This window comes from Clostridium oceanicum (genome assembly GCF_039521385.1).
GTDB lineage: Bacteria > Bacillota > Clostridia > Clostridiales > Clostridiaceae > Clostridium_F > Clostridium_F oceanicum.
On the sequence record NZ_BAAACG010000009.1, the window covers coordinates 212,076 to 234,264 of the forward strand.

The window sequence follows — 22,189 nt, forward strand, 5'->3', positions numbered from 1 at the left end:
TCTTTTATATTATAATAAAATTAGGATAGTCCTTTTTTTATACTATCCTAATTTTTTAAAATTTTATTTTTTATTTATATACTCTATATTTTAAAAAAAACTGTACAACATCTCTAATTTAAAACCCATTATTTTTAGATACTTCTTTTATCCACTGACCAGATTTTTTAATTGTTTTCTTTTGAGTTTCAAGATCAAGGGCTATATATCCATACCTATTTTTGTAAGCATTCATCCAAGACCAACAATCTATTGGAGTCCAAGTATGATATCCAAAACAGTTAGAACCTTCTTCAATCCCTTTATAAAGATACTTTAAATGCTCTTGAAAGAACTCTATTCTATAATTATCTTCAACTATACCATCAGCGTTTATGTATTTTTCTTCTCCTTCTACTCCCATTCCATTTTCAGAAATATACCAAGGTATATTATTATAATTATCTTTAATGTTTATTGCTATATCATAAATAGATTCAGGATATATTTCCCATCCTCTATATGGATTCATTCTTCTACCTGGCATTTCATAGTTATCAAAATACTTGTCTGGCATCCATCCTTTAGATTCATCATACTTTGATTCTTTTACTTTAATTCTCCTTGGTTGATAATAGTTAACCCCTAATATATCAATAGTGTTATTTTCTATTATTTCCATTTCTTCTTTTGTAAATTCAAACATTACTCCATCTTCTTGAAAAACTTTTATCAAATTTTTAGGGAAACTTCCTTTTATAGCTGGATCTAAAAAAGAATTATTAAAGAAATCATCTGCAAATTTTGCTGCTTTTACATCTTCATCATTTTCTGATCTTGGATATGATGGAGTTAAGTTTAATACTATCCCTATTTTAGCCCCCTCTTTATCACAGCCCATTTCTCTAAAAACTTTTATTGCTTTAGAAGAAGCTAAATTTAAGTTAAACATAACTTGAACTGCTTTTTTCCCATCAACTAATTTAGGATAATGAAATTGATATAAATATTGACCTTCTATAACAACTATAGGCTCATTAAAAGTTATCCAATGTTTTACTCTATCTGAAAAAAGCTGGAATGCTCTCTCTGCAAATTTAACAAATAAATCAACAACATGTTTAGATTCCCACCCACCATATTTATCATATAGTTCTATTGGTAAATCAAAATGATGTAATACTATAACAGGAGTCATCCCATTTTTTATACATTCATCTATAAGATCATTATAAAATCTAACACCATCTTCATCTAATTCTGCTGTTTCAAAATCCTTTATTAATCTTGTCCATTGTATAGACGTTCTAAAACTATTTAATCCTATATCTTTAAGCATAGCTAAATCTTCTTTATAACTATTATAAAAATTAGAAGCTATATTAGGTCCTACTTTTCCCCAAAACACTTCTGGTTCTATATCAAACCAATGATCAAAAACACTTTTATGTTTTTTATTAAATCTTCCTTCTGACTGTGGACCTGATGTAGCTGAACCCCACCAAAAATTTTCTGGAAATATATACTTTTCACTCATAATAATCACTCCTAAATACTCTATATTAAAATTATATAGTCTTTCTACGTAAATGTCTATACTTTTATTTTATTCGTAAATGTTTTATTAATATTAAATACAATATCCAGATTATTTTATAAGGCTAAGTGCTAATTCTAAAACTTTTTCTCCATTCATTGCACCATAAGTCATAAAATCTATAGCCTCTACATTTACTTTTCCATCTACTATTTTTTCAATATCTCCTTTTAAAAATCTTATTTGAGGTCCTAATAGTATAACATCTGCTTTTCTCCATTCATTTTCTATTTCAGCTTCTGATGTAGCCCATATAGTAGCATCTACACCCTTTTCTTCTGCTACCTTTTGCATTTTTTTAACTAATACACTTGTTGACATTCCTGCATTACATACTAATAATATATTTTTCATTTGTTCTTCCTCCTAGTTATCTAATTTTTTATATACTTCTACAAATTCTTTTATTAAATCTCTAAACATACTTGAAGTCATTAAATGATCTTGGGCATGTACCATTAAAGGTCCCATTTCCACTTTATCACCTTCTGCTTCAGCAAATATTAAAGAAGTTTGAAATTTATGAGCTGAAACCATTCTTTCTTTTGCTAAATTTAATTTTTCTTCAGCTTCATGAAAAGCTCCATTTTTAGCAAGTTTTAATGCTTCAAAGGATAAACTTCTACACTCTCCTGAATTACCTATGATTTCCATAACATTTAGTTGGATATCCATATGTTTTTCCCTCCTAGTTTTTCTATTTCTTTTTTCCATTGTTGAGCTTTTTTATAATTCACAGTTTTCATATCATCTAAAATATACTTTTTACCTATTTTTTTGCTTTTACTTTTCCCTAAATTATGGTATGGAAGTATTTCTACTTTTAACACATTCTTAAGTAAAGATAAATGAGATATCATCTTTAAATGATCTTTATCATCATTAACTTGTGGCACCAAAGGACATCTTAATATTATTTTTTTATTAGAATCATTTAAATAAATAAGATTATTTAATATCTTTTTGTTAGATACAGATGTAAGCTTTTTATGTTTTTCTTCACCTGTTGCTTTATAATCATATAAATATAAATCTACATACTTATTAATCTCTTTAAGCTTATCTTTTTCTATATATCCACTAGTTTCTAAACAAATATTTATATCTTTTTCTTTTAATATTTTGTATGTTTCTATAAGAAAATCTAATTGATATATAGCTTCTCCACCGGAAAAAGTTACTCCACCATTACTTTTTTTATAAAATTTTATATCTTTTTCTACTATATTTATAGTTTCTTCAATGGAATACTCTTTTCCTAATATTGAAATAGCATTATTTTTACATACCTTTTCACACTTTCCACACAATTTACATTTATCAAAATCTACTTTATGTATGTGATTTTCAAAAGAATGAATCCTATTTTCACATACTTCCATACATCTTTTACAATTAAAGCATTTACTAAAATCTATAGATAGCTGTCTTTTAAAAGATTGAGATTCTGGATTATGACACCATATACACTTTAATGGACATCCTTTTAAAAAAACAGTAGTTCGTATTCCTGGTCCATCATGTATACAAAATCTTTGTATATCAAAAATCAATCCTTTTTTATTCATACAAAGTTCTCTCCATTACTTCCTTTTGAACTTGTCTATCAAGTTCAACAAATCTAGCACTAAATCCACCTACTCTAACTATAAGATTTCTATAATTTGTTGGATTATTATAAGCCTTTTCTAGTTCTTTTGGGTCTACTACCGTTATCATTAACTGAGATCCACCATTTTCAAAATAAACTTCTAAAAGTTGGTTTATTATATTTATATGATTTTTAAACATACTTCTAGAAAATTTCATATTTTGTACACTTCCTGCATGTATATCAGTTTTTAATTTTGTTAAAGAATTAAGCATAGCTGTTGGTCCATTTATATCCGTTCCATTATAAGGATTATTTCCATTAGCCATAAATTGTCCTTTTTTTCTACCATCTGCTGAGGCTAGGGTTGTCCTACCCCATATAGTATTTGAATGATTATTTATAACTACTGCTAAAAAACTATCTAATCCTATATCTTTTGCTGATTCTTTTATACACATACAAACATATTCATGTAACTTAGAAGCCATTAAATCTCCTTCTGCTTCATCATTTCCATATTTAGGAGCATTTAAAAGTTCATTTCTTATTTCTTCAAATCCATTAAAATTTCTATCTAATATATGTACTAATTGTTTTAAATTAATCTTTTCATCTTCAAAAACTATTTTTTTAATAGCAGTCAAACTATTAGCTGAATTTATATTTCCATATACCTCTAATGTACCTCCTAAATGTCTTGCTCCTCCTGATAAAAGTTCTTTTCCCTTTTCTATACAATCATCTATAAGTAAACTTACATATATAAAAGAACAATTTTCTTTCATAACATCGTATGAAAGTCTTTGAGCTTTTGCAAGCTCTTCTATGTGAATTTTCAGTTGCGTTTTGTAAGCTTCTAACAACTTATCAAAAGTATCAAAATCCTCTATTTTTCCTGTGTTATATCCTAAAGAAACATCATTTACTCTATCATAGCCATTTCTAAGTGTTACTTCTAACGCTTTAAGAGTATTTATCAACACATTAGGAGTACCTACAGACTTGCCACATAAAATAATTTCTCCACATCCAAAGGGAACATAATCCTCTGCTTCTTTTAGTGATACATTCATAGCACTCGCTACAGACGGTATATTAACTTCATCATTATATATCATAGGAAAAGTACAACCTTCACTTATTACTTCAAGTCCTTTTTCTAATAGCTTTTTATTTTGATTTTCATATATTCTAAGAGTTAATTGTGGTTCTAGATCTTTATTTATTCTAGTAGCTTCCATTGCAATCATTGCAAACTTATCTGCTGCTTTTTCATTTCTCCTACCTTTTCCTCCGATAGTTACACGTCCATTCATAACAGTCTTTCTCCATGCAATCATCTTCCAAAAGGATTTGACTAGATCTAAAGCTTCTTTTTCTGTTAATTTATCATTGTTTAAATCATCTAATAAATATTCACCTAAATAATCATCCATCCTTCCATAATTAACTACTCCTGCAACTACCCCATATAACCATGTAAGTTGAATTGCTTCTCTAAAAGATTTTGGTTTTTCTCCTTTCTTTATTTCTTTTAAACAATTAGAAACTTTTAATACTTCTTCTCTTTCTAATTTATCACCTATTAAACTTTGGGCTAACTTTCTAGTTTCTATTTCAAAATGATTAGCTATATCTAAAAATAAATCTAAGGCTTCTAAAGATGCTCTATAAAAATCATTTTTCCCATCTTTATTTCTACTTAATATAGATTTTTTTAATCCATTTACACCTAAATCTAAGAGTTTATTATAATTTAATTGCATACCACTTAATCTAGAAAATCCACATACAACACAAGAATAATTATCATTTTTCGCAAATTTTTTGAAAAATTCAGGATTAGATTTTTTCAATTCTTTTCTAAAATTTTCTTGAGTATCTTTATCACACCAATATTTTTCTACCAAATTAATTTTCTCTAATAGCTCTTTATCTTTAGTATTATTTTTTAATTCATCAATCTTATGTTTATGAAAAAAATATCCAACACCACTTGTTGATGTGACACATCCAAAACCTACAGCACTATAATCTGTCTTTCCTATAAATTTATCTCCTATTTCTAAATTTCTTATAGATGCAGGATACAATATTTTCAAAAATTCCACTTCTCTTTTAGATTTCGGTAATCCTATACACTTTTTATGTGTTTCTGTTAGTTTAACAAGTATATCAACTTGTTCTTTAATACTTCTATTATTTTTATGCTTTATCCACATATTACTATTATCCATAAAGCTTCATCCCCTTTGTTTAAAACCTAACTTAACTATACTTTTTTTTATTTTCTAAGCATTTCCTTCTTGTTCAGCTACTCTATCTGAAATTTTTAAAAATGGCAAATAAATCAAAACTGACATCCCTAAAAGTAATATTCCTAATATAACGGATCTTAAATCTCCTCCAGTTGATAAATATTGAGAAATAATTGGTGGTGTTGTCCATGGAACTAATGCTATTGCTTTTGAAACTAACCCCATTGCTGTAGCTAAATAAGCAACTAATAATGAAGCTACTGTAGTTAATACAAAAGGAATCATAAGTATTGGATTAAAAACTATAGGTAATCCAAATATTATAGGTTCATTTATATTAAATATACCTGTTGGTAGTGCTAATTTTGCTATATCCCTATATTGCTTTCTTTTAGAAAATACCAAGATTGCTATTATAAGAGCTAGTGAATTTCCTGTTCCACCCATTAATCCATACATATTTTGAAATGATGTATTTATTATATGGGGCGGTGTTGTACCATTTGAGTATGCTAACATATTTCCTTGCATTGCTATTAGCATAGCTGGATCTAATATAGGACCAACTATCCCTGATGGATGTATACCAAAGGCAAATAACAAATTAAATATAAACATTAGGAATAAAAATCCCGGTAAACTAGTTGTAAATCCAAGTAGTGGAGCTTGAATCAATTTTGCTATAAGTTTATGTATTCCTTCACCAGTTAATGTATTTATACCAAAAGATACTAAGGCAAATATTATCATTGTAAGCATTACAGGAATTAATAAATTAAATGTTTTTTCTACTGCGGGAGGTACATTTTCGTTCATTTTTATTTTCATTTTTTCTAATGTTGATAATTTAATAAATAATTCTGTTGTAAATATAGCTGTAAAAATAGATACAAAAGTTCCTGCTGTATTAGTTAATTGAAATGGTAATACTCCTCCTATTTCAACAGCTTTTTTAGCACCATTAGGTACAATATTGTGCATTAGTGGCATAAAAATAATTAAAACTGATATTGATATAAGTCCTGGATATATGGGTGCATCGAATTTTTTATTCTTAGCTAACATATAAGCTAAAGTAAACACTATTAAAATAGATACTATATTTAAAGTTCCATTTATAATACTATTTCCTATACCTTGTGCTTGTGCCATAGAATCTTTACTAATAAATCTACTTAAAATACCTGTGTCTCCTAATATTACATTGTTAAAAAGTACTGCTATCCCAGCTAAAATAATAAACGGTAATATTGTTACAAAAGTTTCTCTTAATGATCTTAAATGAATTTGTGATGCTAACTTTTGAGCAATTTTCATAAGTTTTCTTTGCATTTTTACCCCTCCATATTTTTGTAGAATTTTGTCGATTCTTTTTTCTGTTTTTAGTTTATCAACGTTTACAAAAAAGTTCAAATACTTTTATAAGTACTCTATTTCGTCTTATGTAATTGTATACATAGCATATCTTGATTTTTTGCCATTCTATTTCGTCTTTTGTAATTATAATTATTATTTTTAAAATTATATAATTTATTACTTATTTTTTTATTTTTCTATTTTATTTAACTTTTTGTCCCTTTGTAATTGATTTCATTCTAAAAATAAGATATTATATTGTTAAATAATTAAATTTTATTTTTAATTACATTTCTAAAATCTTATTTCATTTAGTATAGGGAGAATTATATGAAAAATTATAATAATATACAATTTCAAATAGAAACTAATAGAAATTTTTTAAAAAAAGAACTTGTTTTGATTTCTTATTTAGTAAAACAATATAAAGCCCAAAAATCTAGCTGCTTAAAATTATCCGTTAAAAATTTTCACAAAATGATTGAACTTAAAAACACCTCTTTAAATGACTATTTAGACAACATCTGTGATAAAAAAATTAACCTTAAAATAATAAAAGAAAAAGAAATTAAACTAATTAGTTGCTTTAAAGTTTTTTCTTATTATATTCATAATGAAATTATATATTTTTTCTTAGATAATATATTAAATTCATCTTTTAACCAAGAAAATTTATTAAATGAAATTAAGTTATTTAGAATATTTGAATTCAAAGAAAAGTACACTTATAAGTTTTATAATTATATTTTTAACAATATAGAAAGTAACAATGATAAATTTACCCTATCAGTAAAAAAATTTAGAGAACTAACTAATAGTTCAAAATCATACAAACGTTTTTATGATTTAGAAAAAAATTTGATAAAACCTATAGTAAAAGACTTTGAAATTGTAAACAATATGGTCATTTTTTATGATAAAAATAAACTTGGAAAAAACATAGATAGTTTAACTTTTCACTTAAATGAAGAAAGCGAATCTGTAAAACAAATTAATAAACTATTCGCAATAGTAAAAAATAAAATAAATAATTTTATAGAATTTAGAAATAGGATAGTTAAATTAACTAATACCTTTACCTATGAAGAAATCTATGAAAAGTTAGTAATAATAAAAAATAATTATACATCTAGCAAAGGATCCTTCGAAGATTATATATTAAAATCCTTAAATGAAGAAAATTTAAATTCAGTAAAGAAAGCAGATATGATACTAAAAAAAGAATTTAAAACTATGTCCCAAGCTTATAAATTCATATTTAAAAAATTACAAGATTTAGGTTTCATTTTAGATGTAGATGGTTCCTTCTTTTCAGCAGAATTTTTAAAAGAAATGTACAAACACTACGAACATAAACTATTATCATTTGAAAATTCAAAAGTTAAAATTAATCTAGAGTTTCATACTAATTCTATATCTACTATAGAAATATATCTAAAATAATATACCTTTTATTTAAATGTGAATTATTAAATACTATAAAATTTAAAGCCAGTTAATTTAAAATATAAATAAACTGGCTTCATTATACTATTGATTTTAATATTCAATTATTTTTGATATAAAATCGTTAAATTCATCTACTACCATGTCTACCTTGCTTTTAAGTTTTTCTTCTACATTATGGAAAGTTGCAGATGCTGCTGCTATTTCAAACATAGATGCATCATTCCAAGAATCTCCTATACAATATACATCTGTTTTATTTATACCAAAATATTCACTTATGTATTTAACCCCATTTCCTTTTGAACATCCTATAGGTGCTATATCTATATATTTTGTATTTCTAAATACATCAATTTCATATCTATATTTATCTTTTATCTTTTTAACTATTTCATCTATTTGTCCTATACTCTTATTGGAATCAGTAAAATTCATATTAAAAGATACTATATTTTCTCTATTAATTTTTCCTTCTTCTATAAACTTAGCATTTCTTGTATATTCCTTTGATCCCGATAGCTTGTATACTTCTTTTTCTGTAGAAAAAAATATATCAATATTCTCTTTATTATAAGTATCATATATTTCCTGCAAAATTTCTCTTGAAATATATTTTTTAATTAATATATTCTTATTTTTATCTACAATAACTGATCCGTTTAAAGTAATGGCTGCATCCCATTCTATACCATATTCATTTTTCAAAAATTCAATTTCTCCTAAATGTCTACCAGTAGAGATTACCAAAAAGTTTTTATCCTCTTTGAATTTTTTTATGCTTTTTATACTATTACTTTTTATCCTATTCTTATGTTCTAATAAGGTCCCATCTAAATCTGTAGCTAAAAGTTTAATTTTCATATTACACGCTCCTATAATAGTTATTGTCTATATGTTTTTTTAATTACACTAACTGTTAATAAAATAATTACATAAATCATTTTTAATATATCAATAATTAATATAAAATTATATGTTTTTATCATTAATATTAGGTTAATTCTTTGTTTTATAATATTAAGCTTAGCTAATATACTAAAAATATGAAATTAAATTATAATTGAAAAATTCATATTTTAATTATATAAACTCTTTTTCTAATTGTATATACTTTTATAAAATAAAAATATATTATATAAATAAATATATTTATATTTATCACAAAAATTAACTGTAATACTTAAATTTATGTTATTATATTAGTATAAATTTATATGGTATATAATTTTTTACATTTTATATAATAGAGGGGATTAATAATGGCTAAGTATAAAGATATCTCTAATGAAATACGTTTGAGAATAAAAAAAGGGGTATACAAAAATAGTAATAACCAAATACCAGATGAAATGAGTCTTTGCAAGGAATTTAATTGTAGTAGAATGACTGTAAAAAAAGCATTAGAACTACTGGTATTAGAGGGACTCATATACAGAAGACGAGGACATGGAAGTTTTGTAATAGAAAAATCTAATACTAACTCTAAAATTAACATCCTCACTAATAATTTTGGAGGATTAACAAAAGATTCAAAAGAAAATATAGAAACAAAAATCTTAGACTTTAAATTAATATTTGCTAGTAAAACAATAGCTGAAAAATTAGATTTAGCTGAAAATTCTCCTATTTATGAAATTCTAAGACTTAGAATTATAAAAGATACTCCTGTAGTATTAGAAAAAACTTTTTTTAATCCACTTATTATAACAGGTTTAACAACTGATATAATAAAAAGTTCAATTTATGAATACATAGAAAGTACATTAAAATTAAAAATAAATAGTGCTAACAGAATAATTAGGGCAGATAAAAGTACTGCTTCTGATAAAAAATATTTAAATATATCCGATACAGAACCTGTTCTAGAAATTGAACAACTAACTTATCTAAATGACGGAAGACCTTTTAGTTATTCTTTTTCTAGACATAAATATGACAAATTTGAATTTACAACCTTTGCTGTAAAACACTAATTATCCTATTATCTATAAAAAGACCCTTTCTTTTATTATAAAAGAAGGGGTTTTTAAATTATATTAACTATATGCTTTTTTCATATTTCTTATAAAACATGCTAATAAAACAGAACATATTATAAGAATTATAACATTTATATTAAACCATATACTTTGGTATTTTAAATTAGGAGTAATAACATTTAAACTTACTGCCAAAGATAAGTATAAAATCCAACTAAAAGCTTGTGAAAATAAACTTACATAAATATCTTTTTTATAAAAAAAGTATAATGATACAAAATAAGTCAAAAGAAGTGGTGCAAGCCATGTTATCAATAAAAATAGAAACAAATTTTCTTTATTAATACTATAATTTACAATACTTATAATTGATGTAAACAATATATCATATCCAATTATTATTATACTTCTTGCTAATATAATCTCATATAATGAATACTTACAAACTTTTTCTAATTCATTTACTTCATAATATATCCCTCTATACATGTAATATATGCTGAAAATTATAAATAAAGGGGCAAATATAAAAATCATTTCAGCATTTTTATAAGTAATAGAAAGTATTCCACTAATTATTATAAGTATAGATATAATCCAAAATCTTAAATCTATAAGTGATATCTGATACTTAACTGTAAAAATAAGTTCTAAAATAGTCTTTTTTATCCCTACTTTCTCTTTCATATCTTCATTTTTCTTTATAGTTGATTCTTCCTTTTCTTCTTCAAATTCTATAGAATCCATTATATTATTAAATAAATCATCTGGAACGTCTACTTGAGGACTATTTTCAAATAATGTTTCTATATTTTGAATATCTTTTAAATCTAAATCTTCATCTATATCTTTTATATCTTCAAAAATATCATCACTCAATTCTTTCATTTTCAAGGTAGTCCTCCTTCCGCTTTTTTAATTTATTCTTAATATATTTTATACCGCTATATAATCTAGTTTTCACTGTATTTTTACTACTATTTGTAACACTAGCTATTTCTTCTAAAGTAAGCTGATCTTTAAATCTTAAATTCACAACTTCCTTTTGATTTTCATTTAATCCTTCCGTTAGATCTTCTATATTATTCTTAAATAATTCAATTTCTATAATATTGTTTTTTTCTTCCATATCATATTTAAGTTCCACAGTATTTTTCTTTTCTTTGGCTTTTTTTGATCTAAAATAATCCACTATTATATTATGTGCTATCTTATAAATCCAAACTTTTACAGGATACTTACTGGAATAAGTTTTTCTTTTATTATATACTTTACAAAATACTTCCTGACACAGATCTTCTCCTGTATGATATTCTCCAATTTTCATATAGATATATCTAAAAATATTTTTATAATACCTTTTAACTATAATTTCCATAGATTCTTTACTTCCCTTTTGAACCTTTGTAAATAATTCCTCATCAGATAAATTCTCCACTGTGTCACCTCACTTTATGTAAAACTTAATTTTTATGTCTTAATGAATATAAAAATTAATAACTAGACTTTTTCTTATAAATCTTAAAACCTAACCAATATATAAATATAAACTGAATAGTTAGAGCTAGGAATAATCCCTTTAAATTATACAAATTTATATAAAACCCTTTGCAAAATTGATTGTATCTTAAAAAGAAATATACAGAAATAACAAAATATTTAATATAAATACTTAATACACTTGGATTAAACATATAATAAAAAACATTATCAAAAGTTACAGTTAAAACCCCTATTACATAACATATTAAGGGATTTTCAAATATAGTTGATATAAACATATATATAAGACATCCAAAGACCAAGGCAACCCATCCTATTATTGTCCTTAAAATAACATACTGTCTTGCATTTATATTTAATATAGAAAAATCAAGTCCTCGAATAGTTTGTATAGGACTTGTTAAACTTGAAAATCCCAAAAGTAATCCACTTAGTAAAAAAGTCCAAACAAAATTTATAATGTATACTATAGTTACAGCAGAAACTAAGCTTATAAACTTACAAAAATACATTTTACTTCTACTAGTTTTTGTTGCACATTGAATACTAGTTATGTTTTTCTTTTTATCTTGACCTATTACATCACAACAAATCAAAAGAATAATATATAAATAATCATGCATATATATAGTTCTAGCTAATCCTTGTGAAAAATCTTTTTTTAATTTTACTGGCTTATGATTTTTATAAAACTCTAGATGATATTTATTAAAAGCCTTATCTTGCTCATAGGTTTGATAATATTTTGTTTTAATATAAGTATCCTTTTCTATTTCAATCAACTCATTTTTTATATCCTTTATATTATTATAATATGATTTATAATATACCTTATTTAATTTTCCATAATCCTTAAATGAAATTCGCTCACTACATATGTTTATAGTAGATACTACTATAAACAACAAAATCACAATCTTAAATCTATTAGATTTTACTATCTTATAAAATTCAAAGTTAAAAACGTCCATATACTACTCCTAAAATAATATTCATTTAAAGTACAAAACTTTAGATATAGTTAAGCTAAAAGTTATATTATAAATTTATATTTACCTACCAAATTTCCTAATTATATTTGCATTTTTAACATATAGAAGAAATTATAATATACTAAAATATTTTCCTTTACAATATAATAAATTAAACTTTAAAACTATAATATCTTATAAAATATATAATTAAACATAACATTTACATAATAAGTATAAATTAAAATAGTTAATACACCATATTATAATAATATACATATACATCTTCTAAGTTTGGTTCTACTTCTACTGCTGTATCATAAGGATTGTCTCCTATTATTCTAAGAAACATACCATCTTTTTTATTTATACACTTAGTAACAAAATACTTATCTTTTATTTTACTGCATTCACTTTTAGGTACTAAAACCTCATATATTTTTGAGGAAACATTTAAAATAGCATCACAAGTAGTAGTATAATTAAGTAATTTGCCATTTTTCATAAATAATATCTTATCTGCCATTTCCTCTATATCTGAAACTATATGTGTAGATAAAATTATAATTTTATCTTTGTCTTCATTTAACTCTACTAAAAAGTTTCTAAATTTTATTCTTTCATCTGGATCTAGTCCTACTGTTGGTTCATCTAGAATCAATATTTTAGGATTATTTAATAAGGCTTGTGCAATTCCTATTCTTCTTATCATTCCTCCAGAAAATGTTTTAAGCTTTTTCTTTTTAAAGTCTAAAAGTGATACTTTTTCCAAAAGATAATCTATCCTATTTTCAAGCTGGGCTTTTGGTATTCCTTTTAAAGTACCAAAGTATTTCAAAAACTTTTCCGCTGTAAAATTAGGATATACTCCAAATTTTTGTGGAAGGTATCCTATCATACTCCTATATTTTTTTCCCATATTAAATATACTTTCATCTTTTAAATATATATCTCCTCCACTAGGATCACTAGATGTTGAAATTATCTTTAAAAGTGTAGTTTTACCAGCTCCATTAGGAGCTAATAGAGCTGTAATACCACATCCTATTTTAATGGAAAAATTTTTTAATATAGAAGTATTCTTATAATTTTTATTTAAATTTTTTATATTTAATTCAAGCATCATTAGCTCCTTTATATTGTAATTCTCAAATTAATGAATCTATTTTTCATAAACCCTTTAATTATGAATTTATCAATTAAATTCCTCTATAATTTGTATTTTTACCTATGGTAACCTTTAAAAATTTATTTAATTCTAAATCAAAATACTAACTAATTATCTTGTTTTTCATCTGCTCTTACTCTCTTATTTGTTGAATATCCTTCGTGCGCTTTCTTAGCTTTGTAGTAAAGAGTAAATACTTTATCTACTTTTTCCTTTGGAAAATACTTTTTGCAAACCTTTTCTATATTTTTATTATCTAAAGACACTTTACTATAAGAAAGTTCTTTAAGCATATGAAAAGTTTTTTCGTGATTATATTTATCAAATTCATACAATATATTTGCAGCAGCAATAGTATTATCCCAATAGTTAAATTTTTTCTTTTTATTAATTTCTTTCATTTCATCAATAAGCCATTTATTATTATAATCATAAGGATGAATCCAAATATTTTCACCTATTTTATCCTTTAATTCTGGCTGAATATATGCAGTAAAGATATATTGTATCCAATACTTTTTAATACTTTTATCTTTAAAATTAATCATATGATTTAGTATTTCATCATTTACCTTTTCAGGCCAATTTATTTCTGATGAATATCCAGAATTAAATTCTATTAAAGATCTAAAAGATACATCATATCCATCTAAATCTTTTCTTCTAATATTTTCAGAATTATACCATACATAAAATTTATTTGTACTATATTTATTTTTTTCAAATAAATCATTAATTTTATTAACTGTAACATCACAAATTCTAGATAGTTTATTTGCATATTCATCTTTAAATTGTTTATATACTAATGTACTGTTTCCATACTTTATGGTTTTAATTGTATCATTTTTCCAAAATTCTTGCTTCTTTAAATTAGAGGCATATACGTAATTAGAAGCACTTGCAGTTACAAAAACCACTATTATCCCTATTACAGTTAGTTTTTTTCTAAAATTCTCTCCCTTACTTACTAACCATAAGTTAATTATTATAAATAAAATGCAAAATAATGTAATAATGATTAAGTTAGACCATACTACTATAGATTCAAGTTGTAAATTAATAACTAAAGATATATTAGGATACTTTTTTAATAATCCAAGCATACCACTAACTACTAAAAGTAGTGGAACACCATATCCTATTAAAGTCTTTTTAAATATATTTGAACAGAAAAGTCCTACTAAACTTAAAAATGTAGAATATATAACTACAGCTAATAAATCTATCATAGAATTTTCAAGTCCTACCCCAAAAGCCATAATATAAGTTATAAATATTAGTATTTCACTTATTATCCATCCAGATATATACTTTTGTATTAATAATTTATATTTAGGAGTTTTAGAAGTGAAAATTAAAAACTCTGTTTTTTCCTCTAACTCTTTTGAAAAAGAATGAGCTGTAAAAAATGTTGGAAGTAATGTTAATATTATAACTGTACTACTCCATGTAATTTCATCTTTACTCAATATGGTATACACATTTAATACTAAAAACGCAGCTATAATTCCTAGTATTAATTTTGATTGTTGTTTAATATGATATTTAATTAGCACAATAATCACCTCTTATTTGTTAATTGTTTAGGAGAAAATTTTAAAACTGATAGAAAAACTAAAACTAAACTAAAAGCTATTAATAACTCTCTATTTATTAATAGATACTGCCTAATATCAGGTATTAAAGCTTTTCCAGAACAGAGCGTTCCTAATATTTCACTTCTAAATCTTAAAGAAACACTACTATTTGAAAAAAAATGATCTGTACCTAAAAAAAACATGAATGGTATAAATATAGTAAAAACTTTCTTATTTAAAAATACATCTATAAAATAGCAAAGAGCAACTATAAAAAGTAATGACGGCACAGAATATATGAAGAAAGCTTTTAAAAAAACTATTGGTGTATATAATGGTCTCTTAAAATATAATGGAATAAAAAGATTAACTATATTCCCAATAACTCCTATAAATAAAGAATATAAATATACTCCTAAAAACTTACCTAAAGCATATACTTTTGGTGTAACAGGCTGAGAAAATATAATTTGTGGCATTTTAGTTATTTGGTCTTTATAATACACAGTACACACTACTAAAGGTAAAAACATCATAGCAATGGAAACTAGTCCATGATTATAAACATATGCAGCAGATGAAACTATCCAGGGGGATCCATCTTTTAAGGGGCTATCCATTCCTATAGGAACAATTATTAAACATATGATACTTATAATGTTTATCCAGCTTTTTAATATGCTTTTAAACTCATTTTTTGATATAACTAAAATATTTTTAAGCATATACTTTTCCCTCCTTAAAACCTCCTTTATTTCCTTTTCCATATTTCATAAAATACATATAAGCATCTTCTAAATTCGGCTCAACATCTACTCCTTTATCAAATTTCAAGAAATTATTTGCAACTACCCTTACAATAGTTCCAGCTTGGGTTCTTCTTATACCAATAAGCTGATATTTTTGTTTTAAATCTAGCATTTCATCTTCATTTTCCACATTAAATTCTCTAACCTTTCCTTCTGCCTTTAATATAAATTCCATAGGTGATCCAATATACTGTATTTCACCTTTATTTAAAAATCCAATTTTTTCACATGAACTTGATATATCTTCAACTATATGAGTTGAAAGTATTACACATTTTTCTTTACTAAGTTCTACAAGAAGCATCCTAAATCTAATTCTTTCCTCTGGATCTAATCCTGCTGTTGGCTCATCAACAATTAATATTTTAGGGTTTTTAAGTATTGCCGCTGCAATTCCTAATCTCCTTTTCATACCACCGGAAAATCCACCAACTTTTTTATTTCTCATTTCCCACAAATTTACTTGCTTTAATACTTTCTCTATTTTATTTTTTCTATTTTGTCTATTTCCTATTTTATTAATTTGACCTATATAATTTAAAAATTCTTTGGAAGTTAAATTAGGGTATATAGAAAATTCTTGTGGTAAATATCCTACTACATTTCTAACTTTAAGAGAATCCTTCTTAATATCATATCCATCTACAATAATTTTCCCTTTATCAGGATTAATAAGTGTAACTAAGCTTTTCATTAAAGTAGATTTGCCTGCTCCATTTGGTCCTATAAGACCAAACATTCCTTCTCCTATTTCAAAAGTAACGTTTTTTAATGCATAAAAATCCTTATTAAAAACTTTTGATACATTTTCAAAAGAAATTATTGATTTCATAACTAACCTCTCCTCAAATTCTTTTTTATTGTATTTTCACTTATTAATACGTAAAAAGATTTAAAGAAAGTTTTTTGTTTTTAAAAAAAATTTATAATTTCTTAAATAATAAAAAAGCTCTAGTATACTTACAAAGGAAAAATCCCACTTAAAAATTTATAAGTAGGATTTTAAATTTACATCTATTTTATTTAATTCTTATACATTCTCCATTAGATGGCAAGGTATCTTTATATACATTACCTCCTAAATCTATATAATACATACATGCAGTAACATAATTATCTTCACTATTTCCATTTATCCCTTCAAATACATATACCTCTTTATTCATTATTTCCTTTGGAAAAATTCTATAAGGTGATTTACTCTTATCTATATTATCAAAGGGAACCTTTGATATACCTTGATAGTTAATTTTACTTATTTCACTATCCTTTTTTGAAACTTCCCTTGCTAAGTCTTCTGCTTGTTTTTTTGAAATTTTATCATCTTTAGCTTCATCAGTAGCTTTTTTAGCTTTAACACATTGAAGATTAGAAGGATAAGTATCTTTATATACATGACCTGAAAAATCTACATAGTATTGACATATAGCATATTTTGAATTATCTTCTCCATAAAGTCCTTCAAAAACATACACTTCTTTATTAAATATTTCTTTAGGAAATGTTTTATAAGGATATTTTGACTTTGTTATATTATCATAAGGCACTGTCTCTATACCTAAATACACCAAGTTTATTTCCTTATCTTTAATAGATTCTACTAACTTTTGAGCTTTATCTTTAGATATTTTATTTATATTTTTATTAGTACTTTTATTGGCTTTATTTGAATTATTAGCAATATTTTTAGTTTTTTCTTCTTCTTTTTTATTCTCTACTAAATTTTTCTTTTCTTCTTTTTCTTTTCTAAATTTAGCTTCATTTTCTTCTTTTATTTTATTTATCACTAAATTTTTCAACTTTTTAGCATCTTTATCATTAGAATCAAAAGTTAATATTATATCTAAATACTTAGTTGCAGTATTATTTTGGTTATTTTTAAAGGCTGAATCTGCAAGTTTTAATAATTCTTTTTTACATGTTTTTATATATTCTTTTGCTTTTAAATAATACTTACTATTAATTTTTAAATTATGAAATTTATATAATGCCATTCCATATTTTTTTTCTTTAGAAAAATCTACTCCTTGATCAAAAAATTTCTTATCATTTTTTAACTTCTTAGCATTTATTAATATATCCTCTACATTAGAATCATTTTTATAGTTTAATGATTCAGTAAAAAGTTTTATAGCCTTATCGTAATTTTCACTTTGTAAATATTTATTTCCTTCTGATATTAATCTGTTATAAGCCTTAACTTTATTATATTTTGTTACTCCTAGTATTGAAAATATAATTCCTAAAACAAGTATAATAGATATTAAATTCTTTTTTCTTTTTATGCTTTCACCCATAATATTTCTCTCCTTTAAATAAAATAATTAATACTGAATATGATTTCAAATAAATTATAATATGGTTATTAACTCCATGTATTACAAAATAATTACATACAGGTGAAATTATCAATACAAATTACTACAAAATTTTAAGCCTACCTAAAAATTTCTAAGTAGACTCATTAATCCTTTTCAATTATATTTTCCCTATAAACTTCAATACTTCTATTATAGTATCATATCTATCTTCTCCATTTATAATTTTACATTTAGAAGGAAATTCTCCTTTTCCAATACCATATAAATTTTCTACACTATCATAGTCAAAATAAGTTCTAAGAGGAATTATTGGCGCCTTTATATAATCACTTAAATATTCGGCTGCTCTTTTATCTACATCATTATTGTATAAAATTAATGCTTTTATATTATAACTTTTATCTCCATTATCTATTATAATGTTTTTTATTTTATCATATATACTTAAAATACTTTCTCCATACCCATCTCCTGGTACTGCCCATTTTCCATTTAAATCTTCAAAATTAGGAGCTGTCCCTAAAAGTCCTGCACTTTTTAGTATAGAATATCTTGGATCTACAATATCTTTTTTTAGTGACTGAACAGTAGCATATCCTTTTAAATGTTGAATTTGTGCTCTAACACCTTCTCGCTCTGATTTAAACCAAGCGCCTTTCCCTCTAGCTTGATTGTTTAAAGCCCCTATTCCTGCATAATTATTTTGCTCTGGAAGAACTTGACCTCCATATTCAAAAAAACCTGTTTCTTTTATAGCTTGACAAAAAGCTATATCTCCTCTAACCCCTTCTATTTCTCCTTCTTCTATAAAAATTTCTGCAAGTTCTTTAATTGATATATTTAATTTAGGATTTTTTTTATTTCTAATTACATACTCTGCCATTTGATTTGAAGTCAATTTAGACTTTCCAACTATACTAGTCATAAAATCACCTATCTTTCAAATTTATCATAATCATAAAAATTGTAATTTGATTTTTATTGTATATAAACTTATATATTAAAAATAATTAAAATACTTAATTATTTTTCTTAAATTCAAATAAATACTTAAATCCTAGTAATTAAAGCTCCATTACTAACATATGCTTTTTTAATATTATTGTTCCATATAATTTTATGTAATAAAAAATTCATTAAAATATTTTATATTTTAAATTAAAAAAGCATATATGATTAATTCTATATTAAATTAATCTATTCATAAAATATTTTTTGTAAATGTTTTCTTTTGAATTTTAAAAACGATTTTTCAAAATTGAAGGAATTTTTTCAAAATTGAAGAATTTATTAGTATTTTAAATCATTTTTAAACTTAATATTAATAAATGGTTAATTTTTGAAATTGTTGTTTTGTAAGACAATTGGTATAATTTAAATTGTAAAATTTCCTATTAATTACAAATTATATTGGAGGTTAAATTATTTATGAAAAGCAAAAAATTATTAGCTACAGTCCTAAGTGCTGTAATAACCTTATCAGCAGCTTCTGCAGTTTCTGCTGCACCTGTGGGAAAACAAAGTAAAAATGAACCAAAAACTACAACAATCCTTTGGGAGAAAAGCAAACAAGATACTAAAAAATCCACTACTGGTATAAGTAGAAAAAAATTCAACAACTCTACAGAAATAAATAAATTCTTTCAACAAAATATTTCTAAATTTGGTCTAAAAAAAGGTTCTTTAAAAAATACTAAAACCCTAAAAGATGAAAAAGGTAAAACTCATTATCACATGATATATCAAGTAGAAGGTATTCCTGTATATTATGGAAGAATGGTATTTACAACTGAAAGTGATTCTTCTATGGATTCTATTAATGGTAGAATTGATACTGCTTTCGAAAATGGAAACTTTAAAAATAAAATTAAACTATCAAAAGATGCTGCTATAGAAAAAGCTAAAGGTAGTATAAAAATTGAAGATTTGTCCAAATCAAAAGCAGATTTATATTTATATAATTTTGACGGAAAACCTTATGTAGCTTATCTAGTGGATTTAGTTACAGATAGTGGAAATTGGAAAATTTTTGTTAATGCTGAAAACGGTTCTATAATAAATAAATTTAACAACACACCTACTTTAATTCATGAAAAAGACGCAGAAAAACCTAGTGCTAAAGAAATTAAAGACAGCGCTAAAAAAGCTAATAATCCTAAGAATGTAATAAATGTTGAAGGCGAAAAAAGAATAGGAACTGGTAAAACTAGCTTAAATGGTACCGTGCCTATTAACCTCACTTATAAAGATGGAAAATATTATTTAAAAGATAGCGAAAAAAATGTTTATTTATATGATATAAATAATAGCTGGTTATGTTTATATAACTTCCCTAAATCATATATTTTAGGAGCTTCAAATCTTGTAGAAGATACAGATAACAGATTTACAAATAAAGAGCAAACAACTGCTGTAGATGGATATGTTAATTTATCTAAAACTTATGATTACTATAAAGATAAATTAAATAGACACAGTATTGACAATAAAGATATGAATGTAGAAGGATTTGTTCACGCTGGTGAAAATTACAACAATGCATTTTGGAGAGATGATCTTGGATCAATGTTCTTTGGTGATGGTGATGGCGAAATTTTCTCACCTCTATCAAAATCTTTAGATGTTGTAGGACATGAATTAAGCCATGGTGTAACTAGCAAAGAATCTAAACTTGCTTATGAAAATGAATCTGGTGCTTTAAATGAAGCATTCTCAGATATTATGGGAGCAGCTATTGAAGGTGAAGATTTCCAAATTGGTGAAGATTGTTACACTCCAAAAATCCAAGGAGATACAATGAGAGATATGAAAGATCCATCTAGGGGAAATCAACCAGCTCATATGAAGGATTATCAACATTCTCCAAACACTCAAGCAGGAGATTGGGGCGGAGTTCATAAAAACTGTGGAATAATAAACCATGCTGCTTACCTAATCGCAGATGGAATAGAAAAAACTGGTGAAAAAAACAGTAAAGATGTTATGGCAAAATTATTTTATAAAGCTAACTGTAAGCTTTGGGATGAAACTACAAACTTCTCTAAATGTAGAAATGATTTAATTAAAGTTACTAAAGATCTTTATGGAGAAAATAGTAACTATGTAAAAATCGTTGAAAATGCTTTTGATGAAGTTGGAATTCACGCTACACCTCAATTACCACTATAGTAACAAATATATCTTAAATTCCATGTTTATATGATATATTAATTTGTAATTTCGAAAAGGTTAATTATTTTTAACCTTTTCGAAATTAATTTTAATACATAACATTATCATAATTTATAATTCTTGTATAATATCATTTTATTTTTAATAAATCAATTCATATTAAAATAAAGATATCTAAGTATATTACTTTCTTTTAACTACTCTACCTTTTATCATTTAACCCTAGGTGTATCTATATCATTATACTCTATTATAATAATATCTATAATCAAAATATATAAAATATTAAAAATTTAAGCAATTTTTCCAAAAATAGAGCATTCGTTAAAATTTTAAATTAAATTTAAATATTACATCAATAAATGGTTAATTTTTAAAGTTGTTCTTTTTATATACAGTTAGTATAATTTACATTATAAATTTTTACATTTATCACATTTTATAAGAGGGGGCA

At 24.6% G+C, this 22,189-nt stretch carries 19 protein-coding genes; 3 read left to right on the forward strand and 16 right to left on the reverse strand.

Annotated features, from left to right (window positions below):
- Nucleotides 1-118 precede the first annotated feature (118 nt).
- From ABDZ71_RS10505 to ABDZ71_RS10530, 6 genes are all read right to left on the reverse strand, one after another.
- The gene (locus tag ABDZ71_RS10505) at nucleotides 119-1,516 is read right to left on the reverse strand and encodes a glycoside hydrolase family 1 protein (RefSeq protein WP_343761458.1); all 1,398 of its coding nucleotides are present in this window, start codon (nucleotides 1,514-1,516) and stop codon (nucleotides 119-121) included.
- 111 nt (nucleotides 1,517-1,627) lie between these two features.
- Nucleotides 1,628-1,930 carry a PTS sugar transporter subunit IIB gene (locus tag ABDZ71_RS10510; RefSeq protein WP_343761460.1) on the reverse strand — a complete coding sequence of 101 codons (303 nt, stop codon included), beginning with the start codon at nucleotides 1,928-1,930 and terminating at the stop codon, nucleotides 1,628-1,630.
- A 12-nt stretch (nucleotides 1,931-1,942) separates the two neighbouring features.
- Nucleotides 1,943-2,251, reverse strand: coding sequence for a PTS sugar transporter subunit IIA (locus ABDZ71_RS10515; RefSeq protein WP_343761462.1), 309 nt, complete (start codon nucleotides 2,249-2,251; stop codon nucleotides 1,943-1,945).
- Nucleotides 2,236-3,144, reverse strand: a complete 909-nt coding sequence (locus ABDZ71_RS10520) for a glycyl-radical enzyme activating protein (RefSeq protein ID WP_343761464.1) — start codon at nucleotides 3,142-3,144, stop codon at nucleotides 2,236-2,238. Before ABDZ71_RS10520 ends, ABDZ71_RS10515 begins: the two co-directional genes overlap by 16 nt.
- Nucleotides 3,137-5,407 (reverse strand): pyruvate formate lyase family protein, encoded by a 2,271-nt coding sequence (locus ABDZ71_RS10525; protein WP_343761466.1) that lies wholly within the window; start codon nucleotides 5,405-5,407, stop codon nucleotides 3,137-3,139. Before ABDZ71_RS10525 ends, ABDZ71_RS10520 begins: the two co-directional genes overlap by 8 nt.
- A gap of 54 nt (nucleotides 5,408-5,461) precedes the next feature.
- Nucleotides 5,462-6,760: a PTS sugar transporter subunit IIC gene (locus ABDZ71_RS10530; RefSeq protein ID WP_343761468.1), complete on the reverse strand. Its 1,299-nt coding sequence runs from the start codon at nucleotides 6,758-6,760 to the stop codon at nucleotides 5,462-5,464.
- Nucleotides 6,761-7,114: 354 nt separating this feature from the next.
- Between ABDZ71_RS10530 and ABDZ71_RS10535 the strand changes: the two genes are divergently transcribed.
- Nucleotides 7,115-8,227 carry a hypothetical protein gene (locus ABDZ71_RS10535; RefSeq protein ID WP_343761469.1) on the forward strand — a complete coding sequence of 371 codons (1,113 nt, stop codon included), beginning with the start codon at nucleotides 7,115-7,117 and terminating at the stop codon, nucleotides 8,225-8,227.
- 96 nt (nucleotides 8,228-8,323) lie between these two features.
- Here ABDZ71_RS10535 and ABDZ71_RS10540 read toward each other — a convergent pair whose 3' ends face one another.
- Nucleotides 8,324-9,094, reverse strand: a complete 771-nt coding sequence (locus tag ABDZ71_RS10540; protein ID WP_343761471.1) for a Cof-type HAD-IIB family hydrolase — start codon at nucleotides 9,092-9,094, stop codon at nucleotides 8,324-8,326.
- A gap of 398 nt (nucleotides 9,095-9,492) precedes the next feature.
- Here ABDZ71_RS10540 and ABDZ71_RS10545 point away from each other — a divergent pair, with 398 nt between their 5' ends.
- Nucleotides 9,493-10,206 carry a GntR family transcriptional regulator gene (locus tag ABDZ71_RS10545; protein WP_343761473.1) on the forward strand — a complete coding sequence of 238 codons (714 nt, stop codon included), beginning with the start codon at nucleotides 9,493-9,495 and terminating at the stop codon, nucleotides 10,204-10,206.
- Nucleotides 10,207-10,269: 63 nt separating this feature from the next.
- Here the strand turns inward: ABDZ71_RS10545 and ABDZ71_RS10550 are convergent, their stop codons facing one another.
- The 9 genes from ABDZ71_RS10550 to ABDZ71_RS10590 all read right to left on the reverse strand — a co-directional run bounded on the left by ABDZ71_RS10550 (nucleotide 10,270) and on the right by ABDZ71_RS10590 (nucleotide 19,489).
- Nucleotides 10,270-11,100: a hypothetical protein gene (locus tag ABDZ71_RS10550; RefSeq protein ID WP_343761475.1), complete on the reverse strand. Its 831-nt coding sequence runs from the start codon at nucleotides 11,098-11,100 to the stop codon at nucleotides 10,270-10,272.
- Complete coding sequence (locus tag ABDZ71_RS10555; RefSeq protein WP_343761477.1) at nucleotides 11,084-11,650, reverse strand: RNA polymerase sigma factor; 567 nt, start codon at nucleotides 11,648-11,650, stop codon at nucleotides 11,084-11,086. The genes ABDZ71_RS10550 and ABDZ71_RS10555 overlap by 17 nt, the downstream gene beginning before the upstream one ends.
- Before the next feature lie 55 nt (nucleotides 11,651-11,705).
- Nucleotides 11,706-12,686: a hypothetical protein gene (locus ABDZ71_RS10560; RefSeq protein ID WP_343761478.1), complete on the reverse strand. Its 981-nt coding sequence runs from the start codon at nucleotides 12,684-12,686 to the stop codon at nucleotides 11,706-11,708.
- Nucleotides 12,687-12,936: 250 nt separating this feature from the next.
- Complete coding sequence (locus tag ABDZ71_RS10565; protein ID WP_343761479.1) at nucleotides 12,937-13,809, reverse strand: ATP-binding cassette domain-containing protein; 873 nt, start codon at nucleotides 13,807-13,809, stop codon at nucleotides 12,937-12,939.
- Between the two features lie 152 nt (nucleotides 13,810-13,961).
- Nucleotides 13,962-15,413, reverse strand: a complete 1,452-nt coding sequence (locus ABDZ71_RS10570) for an ABC transporter permease (RefSeq protein WP_343761481.1) — start codon at nucleotides 15,411-15,413, stop codon at nucleotides 13,962-13,964.
- A 5-nt stretch (nucleotides 15,414-15,418) separates the two neighbouring features.
- Complete coding sequence (locus ABDZ71_RS10575) at nucleotides 15,419-16,159, reverse strand: hypothetical protein (protein ID WP_343761483.1); 741 nt, start codon at nucleotides 16,157-16,159, stop codon at nucleotides 15,419-15,421.
- The gene (locus ABDZ71_RS10580; RefSeq protein WP_343761484.1) at nucleotides 16,152-17,075 is read right to left on the reverse strand and encodes an ABC transporter ATP-binding protein; all 924 of its coding nucleotides are present in this window, start codon (nucleotides 17,073-17,075) and stop codon (nucleotides 16,152-16,154) included. Before ABDZ71_RS10580 ends, ABDZ71_RS10575 begins: the two co-directional genes overlap by 8 nt.
- Nucleotides 17,076-17,262: 187 nt before the next feature.
- Nucleotides 17,263-18,540: a hypothetical protein gene (locus ABDZ71_RS10585; RefSeq protein WP_343761485.1), complete on the reverse strand. Its 1,278-nt coding sequence runs from the start codon at nucleotides 18,538-18,540 to the stop codon at nucleotides 17,263-17,265.
- A 181-nt stretch (nucleotides 18,541-18,721) separates the two neighbouring features.
- A complete protein-coding gene (locus ABDZ71_RS10590; protein WP_343761488.1) occupies nucleotides 18,722-19,489 on the reverse strand; it encodes a glucosaminidase domain-containing protein in 768 nt (255 codons plus the stop codon).
- A 503-nt stretch (nucleotides 19,490-19,992) separates the two neighbouring features.
- Between ABDZ71_RS10590 and ABDZ71_RS10595 the strand changes: the two genes are divergently transcribed.
- Nucleotides 19,993-21,732, forward strand: a complete 1,740-nt coding sequence (locus ABDZ71_RS10595; protein ID WP_343761490.1) for a M4 family metallopeptidase — start codon at nucleotides 19,993-19,995, stop codon at nucleotides 21,730-21,732.
- Nucleotides 21,733-22,189 lie beyond the last annotated feature (457 nt).